This window comes from Clostridia bacterium (assembly GCA_026414765.1).
In the GTDB taxonomy this organism is placed as follows: domain Bacteria; phylum Bacillota; class Clostridia; order Acetivibrionales; family DSM-27016; genus SKW86.
In genome coordinates this window covers 152,594-162,357 of record JAOAIJ010000039.1, presented here as the reverse complement: position 1 = coordinate 162,357, position 9,764 = coordinate 152,594, and the positions used below count along the sequence as shown (strand labels likewise).

Genomic DNA, 9,764 nt, shown 5'->3' with positions numbered 1-9,764 from the left:
TGAAACAAGCTGGAACTGGGCATTTGGGTTTGGCACGGTATAGCCGTTGGTCTTTCCTCCGGCATTGATCATGCTCCCCTTTATGACTCCATAAATATGATCCCCGTCCTCAATAGCCTTTTGCAATGGCTTTAAGATAATGGCCCCTACGCCTTCCGCATCTATAAAGCCATCGGCCTTGTCACCGAAAGACCTGCACAGGTTACCCGGAGAAAGCATGGTCATTGACGATAAATTCACATAGTGTTTGGCATCCGATATTAAATTGACGCCACCTGCAATTGCACACTCGCTTATCCCGCTATACAGGCTTTCCAGAGCCAAATGAATTGCAGTCAGTGAGGAGGAGCAGGCAGTATCCACTGCTATGCTTGGTCCCTGGAAGTTAAACACATATGAAACCCGGTTGGCTATGGACGAGTAGTTGGCTCCAACCGGATAGTTTCCATTCATTACTCCTACAAAAACACCGATTCTCCTGCTATTGCCAAGGGTTGCAGGCACATACCCCGCATCCTCAATACAGGCATAAGCCGTTTCTAAAAATAAACGCTCCTGGGGATCCATCCGCTCGGCTTCACGGGGTGAGATACTGAAAAATAGAGGATCGAACTTATCTATATCTTCAATAAATCCGCCCCATTTCGTATATATGCATCCACGTTTCCCTTTTTCTTCATCGTAGTATTTCCGCCAGTCCCAGCGGTCTTCGGGAATTTCGGAAATGCAGTTTTTGCCGGCCTTCAGGTTATTCCAGAATTCATCCACATTTCTTGCCCCGGGGTATCGCCCTGAAAGACCTATAATTGCTATATCCTTAACCGTGACAGAAGGTGTCGCAACTCCCTGATCAGCCACCGGCATAAAGCGCCGATGCCTCTTCATAGGTAATTTGATCCGCTCTGATAACAATGGACCGGAAATTTTTTCATCGGCAAGAAGCCCACCAGGCTCCTCATTCTCCATACCCACCAAGCTAATTAACGAAGCCTTCCTCGTATCTATGAAATGCTCTACTAATGCATCTATAGTCTGATACTCAAAAAACAAGGTACTGCTGATATTATCCATCACTTTACGCAGGTTATTGGTCAGTCGGACCACTAAAATCGAATCTATCCCGTACTTTTCCAATGGCTCGCTCGAATCTATCTTATGGCTTGGAATCTTAAGCGTTTCTCCAACCAGTTTCTTCAGATATAAAGTACTTTTCTCACGTAGGGTAGCCAGCCCGGTTTCGTCTGCTTGTGTTCCGCCCTTTTTCAGTTTTTCCGCTTCTTTTTCCATAATCTCCGCTATTATAGCCTGCTTCACCGGTGCCTGTCTGAGCAATTGTTTTTTACGTATGACCCCGTCGCTTTGAGACGCAATAATCTGATGACCTAAATTATGCTCCTCAATGGCTGGAAATAAGACTGGCCGGAATCCTTCTCTTTCCAGTACCCTTTGCCAGGTATCAGGATATAGTCCGGGACACCCCGGAATACGTAACATCGGATCTTCATACACCCACCAGCCCTCCAACAACCCGAAAGTCAGATGAGTGAACAGGATATTGCCGCTTATTTCATTTAAAAGTATTAAGCCATTCTTTTTCAAGGCTGCCTTGGCATTGCGCAATGTCTGCCGGATATTCCTCGTCGCATGCAGAACATTAGTGGCAATCATCAGATCATATACACCCTCATTGACTTCCTGTTTGTCAATCGCCTCTTCAATGTTTAAGATTTTGTATGTCAAATACGGATTTTCTCCTCCATATTCCTTTTCAGCATGCAGTAAAAATGCTTTGGAAATATCGGTATAGCAATATTCCCCTATATATTCCTTATAAGGCCTTAACCTTTGTAAAACCACTGCAGTGGTGCCACCGGTACCCGCCCCTATTTCCAGGAGCCGTATCCGGGCAGCAGGCTCCTGTTTGATGCGCTCTTTCACATAGGCCTCTACCAGGCTTGCAAGCACTTCGTTGAAGTAGTCGGCAACCGGATTCTGTCTGTATATCCCTTCTACCAGCTTGAGTGAGGAATCCGGAAATATGATATCGGTGGCCGGAATCTTTCCGGTGAGTATTTCTGGCAATACCCTGAGAGTGGCCTCTGCCAATACTACCGAAGCCTTCAGCCCTTCCGCTTCCAGCCAGCGCACCTTTTTTTCATCCCATTCCCGCCATAATGCATCTATATCAACCCTTGTCTTATCAACAACCATGACAAATCCGTCACAAGATGCAAGGTAATCTCTGCGTGTCAGGATATCGAGGCTCTCTTCGAGCCATCGGGCATATAAGCTGATGACACGGGTTTTAGGGTCTACCAAAGCAAATTTTTCTTCTTTGAATATTCCGACAGCCTGTAATTGCCCCCAAAGCAGCTTTCCAAGCATTTCATCCATTTCTTGTGCCGGAGTCGGCAGCTCTCCCTTCATGTTGTTAACCGCCTCAATGCCAAAAGTTTTTTCCGGTCTCGGAAGCTTGGGAATATGTCCAAGTACGGTATGAACATCAGGCATTGTGCTTTCCGGACAAACCGTAATCAACTCACCGTAATTTATCCCTTCAACCGTAGTCGACCGTGTTGTTTTTATAAACGCGACCTGATTCATATCTCCCGACAGAAGTCTTTCCAATGCTTCCATAGCTTCCTCAGTATCAATAGAGCCTATACCCGCTTTGGTCATACGTTCCCGGTATTCCGGGGACGCTACAACCCCGGTGCTCCCCCAATAGCCCCAGTTCATAACTTTCACTTGACAGGGCCACTCCCTGTCAAGCTGGTGTGCAAAAGCATCCTTAAAAGTACACCCTGCCGCATAGTTACTCTGCCCCGGAGCTTTTATAAATGACTGGATAGCAGAGAAAAACAGGACAAAATCAAGGGGCTCCTTTCCGAATACCTGAGCTATCCTCACACTGACATCCACTTTTGCCGAAAGTGAGGTCTTAAACCGCTCCTCATCCATCCTGGCAAGGCTTTGATCCTGCAAGACAATGGCTGAATGAATCACTCCATTGATTTGCGCATACCGCTTTTTAATATCTTTATAAGCTTTCAACAGAGCTTTCAGATCGGCAGCATCCGCGGCAATGTAATGTGGGGCAGTCCCCAGTGCTGCAAGCTTATCCAACTTTTCCTGGATTTCCGTATTTTTTTCCCTGCGGCCAATCCAGATTATCCGAGCCCGGTAAGTTTTTATCATATATTCGCTCCAGGCCTCGCCTATTCCCCCGGCTCCACCTATGACCACGTATACTCCGCCAGTCTTATACGTTGTTTTACCGGTAGTGTTGTAGTCTACCGGTATCACCTGCTGACGATACCACTCGCCGTTCCGGTAAACCAAAGGACTCCCATAAGGCTCCGGCACCAGTGTGAATATTTCCTCAAGAGGCCATTTATATCCCGCTTCCAGATCTATAACCCTGATTCTCCAATCAGGATACTCCTTGGCAAGGGAACCAGCAAACCCATGCACACTTGCATGTGACGGGTTCACAATATCGCCTATGTGGATAGGTTGAGCCTGCAGAGTTATTATGTCAAATCCCAGTTCCCGGCTGTCATAGCCTAATTCCAATAATGCTTTGATTATTCTGAATACCTGTATAACGCCACGGTTCTGTTCTTCTATCACCATATTCATTGCCAGGGATTCTATGGGATAATATGGCGCAATCCAGAATATATGATCTATAACTCCATATTCCTTCAACTTTTGGGCGATTGCTTCTATGCCCTCTTCCTCTTGTATTTCAAATATATGCGCTTCAGGATAGTGCTGTCGTACCAGACTCCGGTTTTCATTTGTACCTCCCATTAATACAATTCTTGCGGATGGCAATGGTAACGTCTGTCCTTTTTCAACCGGAACCGCATCCCATACCGGAGCCAGCATGACGCGCCCTTCCGGTATTTCACCATTACTTACAGGTAAAGCAGTCTTAGCGTCTTGCAAATCAGCCCCCAGCACCCTTAACGAAAATCCTCTCATACGTACGCTGACATTACCCTGTCCATCACACAGGACAATATCGAGCTTCTCTACTTTATCCCCTGCTTTGCAACCTTCACTGTACTTTACATAAGCCCACATTTCCGAAGTGCATCCGTCAAGTACTTCCAACTCATCCAGTGCAAAGGGCAGGGAAAGTTTATGTTCATCCGGTACACCCAGTAAGCCTATTGATGCCTGTAACGCCGAATCCAGCATAGCGGGATGCATCACATACTGTCCCTGTGTATTTAAGACGGATGAAGGTAAGGTTAACTTCGCCAATACTTCCCCCTGTCCAATGAGTACCTTCTCTATACCCCGGTATCCATGGCCATAGTCCAATCCTATTGCTTTAAAAGCTTCATAGCACCTGTCAGATGAAAGTTTGTCCTTGCTGCACCGATGCTGCAGCTCTTGAATATCCAACCGGGATTTTCCGGTAATACCGGTCAGCAAAGCACTGCCCTGGCTGTGTACCACCTTCTCCTCGCCCGCTTCACTATATATTTCATAGGCAATTTCCCCGTTTTCCTCAGGATATAACCCGATATGCACATTGACCGGTTCTGTTTCTACCACAACAGGTTTTGCCCAAACTACATTCTTCAGCCGGATTCCCGTCCGTGCTGCATCAAACCTCCCCGCCGCCTGATCTGCCGCTGCCCGGGCCATTTCAAGATAAGCTACTCCCGGCAATACCTTCTGCCTATTTACCACATGGCCGGCCAGAAAGAACTCCTCACCGGTGAAGATTGAACTGAAGCGCTGCTCCAAAAGATCGGAGGTATTTTGGTGTAGAAATGGATGGATGGATGCCTGCAGCAGGGGCAAATGGCCACATGTTCCTATATCTTGACTATCACCTGATTCAGATTCGACTAGAGGCGCCCGGTAATACTCCCTGGCAAATGGATAGGTGGGTAAACTCATACGCTTCGGCTTTATCCCGTCATAAAGAGCCTCCCAATTTATATCAAAACCCTTTGCCCAAAGCTCCCCTAACTTTCTCAAATTGCCATTTGAGACCCATTTATCAATGATTTCCTTTGTGTCTTCCTCCGTATCGAAGACATGAAGCTGGTTTTTATCCTTCCTGATTTGCCCGCTCCAAAAGTTGTCCACCCCGGTTTTACCTTCGATGAAGCTTTCCAGTCCGCTGATTAATTCCGATACATTATGCACAAGGAAAATTATACGTTCCTCCATCGCCTCCCTGCCTCTTTGCAGGGTATAGGCCAGCGACCCCAGGCTTAGTATTGTATGGTTTTTCCTTGCCTCGCCAGCGTATTGATTTGAAATCAAATTCTCTAAAAAATCCTTGAGCTTAGCCGCATATTCTTTCAAACGGTCTTCATTTCTGGCTGAAAGAGGAATAAGTACCGGACCGTTATCTTTAGTAAGGAAAGCTTGGTCATTCTGATGATACTCCTGAATAACCAGATGGACATTAGTCCCGCTATGTCCAAAAGCATTCAGTGCGGCCGTTAAAGGCCTGTTATTGTCGTTTTTCCATTCGATTAACCCGGTATTTATATAGAAAGCCGCATCATTAAAATCAATCAAAGGATTTTGCTTCTTAAAATTTAATAAACCTGGAATCTTGCGATGCCTTAAAGATAATAATACCTTGATTAAGCTTATTACCCCCGCAGCGGCACCGGTATGACCGATATAAGATTTTGCACTCCCTATGGCACAATAGCATTTTTTATCTGTAAACTGCCTGAAGGCACGGATAAGGGCATTGGCCTCCACCGGGTCTCCCAGCTTTGTACCTGTCCCGTGGGCTTCCACATAGGTTATTTCCTCAGGATTAATGCCATACTTTTTATATGTGTCTGTAATTAACCGCTCCTGTGCCAAGCCGTTTGGAGCTGTAATTCCGTTGCTGGCACCGTCCTGATTCATTCCTGAACCTGCAATAACTCCATAGATATGGTCTCCGTCAGCTACAGCATCGCAAAGCCGCTTCAGGACTACCATACCTACACCTTCCGACATAATGGTTCCATCAGCCCTTTCGTCGAAGGTCAAACACCTGCCTGTAGGAGAAATCATCTCAATATCCGAAAGTGTCACAAGAGTAGTATGGTCGAGCTTCGCGTAAACTCCTCCCGCGAGCGCCAATGACGATTCTTCATTCCGTAAGCTCTCGCAAGCCAGATGTATAGCCGCTGCCGAAGAGGAACAGCCTGTATTTACCACAAGGGCTGGCCCGTTCAAATTCAAATAATAGGACAAGCGTGAGGCAACAATAGCATCTGAGGAGCCTGTAAATGATTCATAAAAATAGTTTGCAGGTTCGGCTCCGATGAATACGCCAACCTGAGAGCCTGCCAATGATTTCGGATTATAGCCGGCATCCTCCAAAGCCTTCCAGCTTTCCTGCATTATCAGCCTCTGATGTGGATTCATGGATTCTGCTTCCCGGGGCGAGATATTGAAAAACAGTGGGTCAAAGCAATCCCTTCCCTCTAAAATGCCGCCCCACTTGCAATAGGTCTTACCGGCCTGCTTTCTGCAATCATAGTATCTGCTTTGATCCAGATATGTTCTTGAAAGTTCATGGACACCATCATGCCCATTCTCCATGTTGTTCCAAAATATATTTACGTCCTCAGCATCCGGAAACTGACCTGCTATACCCACCACAGCAATAGCTGCCGGCTTAAATCTTTTTACATCTTCCTTTGTGGGAACTATATCTCCTGTAAGCTTCATTTCCTGCTGTTCAGCAGATAATTCCCGTTTCACTTCCTGCAAAACCTTAGTATCGTTATTTCCCGCCATAACCGCATGAATTCCGGCGCCCCCCCATGAGGCTGCACCACTTAAAGCAGTAGTAGCCATATCCCTGATTTTTTCTCCGTATGTTTTTATGATGAAGCCGGCTAAAAGATTTGCCGTCGTGTAGTCAAAGAGAATAGCACTGTTCAGCTTTATATCAAATTCGCTATTTATTTGATTTACAAAAGAAATCCCAAGAACTGAATCCACCCCGTAATCTGAAAAAGCTATGTCGCTGTCAATCTCATCCTGCGGCACCTTCAAAACTTTTGACAGCAGCTTAAGAACTACTGTCATTATATATTTCTGCATACCTTCATCAGATGGATCGAAGGCTGGATTTGTCACATTTCTTAATGTCTCTTGCACAGGTAAAGCTGGCAGTGCCTTATATGTTGCGGATTGACCGGCATTGTCTTTCTCATGGTCTGCAAACAGGTTATCTTTCAGTATAAAACTACCGACTGCTTTCTGTCTTACCACCCCATCACTTTCAGCAGCAATGATTTGCTGCCCCAATTCCAATACTGCTTCTGCAGGAAAGCTGATATGCCTGAATCCTTCATCTTCCAGGACTTCTTTCCATACTTTTGGCTCCAACAGCGGAGCCCCGATTATTCTTAAAGCCTGATCCTCAAATCTCCACCAGCCATCCAGAAGTCCAAAGGTCAATGTGGTAAACACACTTTTTCTGCTCATCTCATTCAAAAGTAAAATACCATTGCACTTAAGAGCAGCTTTTGTATTGCGTATAACCTGCCTGATATCTTTTGTGGCATGAAGCACATTGGCGGCGATAACGATGTCATAAGCTCCCGCCTCAATGTCTTGTTGGGCTAATGGGAGCTCCACATTCCAGCTTTTATATGTAAGATATGGATTATCCGGCCCATATTTTTCCTTTGCATACAATAAAAATGACTTTGAAATATCTGTATAACAATATTCAAGATTTGAGGCATAGGATTTTATCCGGTCAAAAACAACTGCGCTGGTTCCCCCGGTACCTGCTCCAACTTCAATAATACGTATCTTTGCTTGCATATCTTCGCAAATTCTTTTGCAAATATAAGCTTCAACTACATCCGCCAGCAAAATGTTGAAATAATCTGCTGTTGTATTGTTTTTATAAATTCCCTCTAGCAATTCCATCGACGAATCCGGAAAGAGCACATCCGTAGATGATATCTGCCCTGTTAAAATATCAGGCAGTTTCCTCAGACACACATCCAACAGTCTTATCGATGCTTTCCAGTCCGGGTTGCTGCAGAATGATTCTTTAACAGAATCCCATTCCCGCCATACATTTTCTACATCCTGCAGCTCAGGACTATCGTTTGCCGTTATTCGTACTGCATCAGACTGAACATATCCATACGCTTCAAGAATATTCAGGCACTCTTTTAACCATAACCCATACTTATCAATTATCCCTGCTGCTTTTCTGATGCCGGCAATCTCCATCGGTACACCTTTTTGCCTGAACAATAAATTCCGCATCTGGATAAAGAGCATTTTGGGTACCCACTGGGCCATACCCTCCGGAATATAGCTTGACAAAAGGTTTCCGCCCGGGTATTCCCTGGTCCCAAGATTATTCAGCAAAGACCTTAGGATCGGCCTGGAACTTCTATCATAAACTGTAGCGATTTCTTCCTTACAATTCATTAATTCATTTAAAGAGCGTGAAACTTTTATGCAGACGACCTGGCTCAGGCCGCATTGAAGTAATCCTGCAATACTGTTAAAACAGTCAAAGCCTTCCCTGTCTTCCAGTGAACTTATTTTATCGCCTAAGGGTGTATCTTTTACAGAAGAATCCCAAAATCCCCAATTGATCGCACCTACCGGAAATTTAGCCTTTCCCTGGATATACCGTACAAAGGTATCAGAAAAGGTAATACCGGAGGCATATGCAGATAAATTGGCAGCTCCGGAAAAGGAAAAAGCCTGCCCTGATGAAAAGAAGCACATAAAATCCAGAGTTTCATGCTGGAAGGCTGAATAAAAATTAAGACTGCCTCTTGTTTTCACACTGAGTATATCTAAAAATTCCTGTTCGGTTGTTTTATAAATGGAATTTTCAAACGTAAAGACCAATCCTGAGAAAATGGCGCCATTTATGCCGGAGTACTGTTTCTTGATCTTGTTCACCGCCTGTTTCAGCTGCTTCAAGTCGGTTACATCCGCCTGGATATATAAAGGAGCCTGTCCCAATGCATTCATAGCAACCAGCTTCTCCTGAACTTCCTCCGACCTCTCAGGTTTACGGCCAATCCAGATAACCTTAGCATTATATTCCCGTATCAAATAGCCGGTAATTATCCTTCCCACTGTCCCGCTGCCGCCTGCAATGACATACACACCCTCCTGCTTAAGCCCCTCGGTTTTTTTAGTCAGAGTGCTGTCCATCTTTAGAAATGCCTGCCGATACCTTCTGCCGTCTTTGAGCTTGATGACCTCGCCATGGTCGGAAGGGTTTTCATTCAAGATCATTTTCAGTAAGCTGTTCTGCTTCCTGTAGTCCTCCAAATCCTCTATAGATATATCGATATTCCTCACCAGGAATTTGCAATCCCCCTGTGCTGCGGCATAGGCCAATCCTGTAATACCCCCGCCGTAAGGATTGATATTCGTATCTCTAAGGCAGTAATTATCCTGTGTAATAACATAACAATCCATGGGGGCATCCGAGACAAATTTCCTCTTTAACAGCTTTATTAGCCTCAGTAATTGAAGCTCACCGCTATGCTGGCTTTGAGACAGTTTATTAATATCCCGCAGCACTTCACTCTGAAATTCTGAGAGAAAGAAAATACTATCTATCGATGTATACTCACATAAACACGTTTCAAAGCCATCCGGATCATCGACCCCGCACTGCCATTCGTGTTCTGAAAGCTTCTTCGTTTCACTGCATAAACGGATTTGAACTATTGTCTTTACAGATGTATGCTGACGGCAGTTATCAACAATTGTTTCTT

The 9,764-nt window shown here is 45.2% G+C and carries 1 protein-coding gene; it reads right to left on the bottom strand.

Annotation, left to right across the window (positions count from 1 at the left end; genetic code table 11):
• On the bottom strand, positions 1 to 9,192 hold a 9,192-nt coding region (locus N3I35_14655; protein ID MCX8131319.1), incomplete at its 3' end, for an SDR family NAD(P)-dependent oxidoreductase.
• Positions 9,193 to 9,764: the final 572 nt, after the last annotated feature.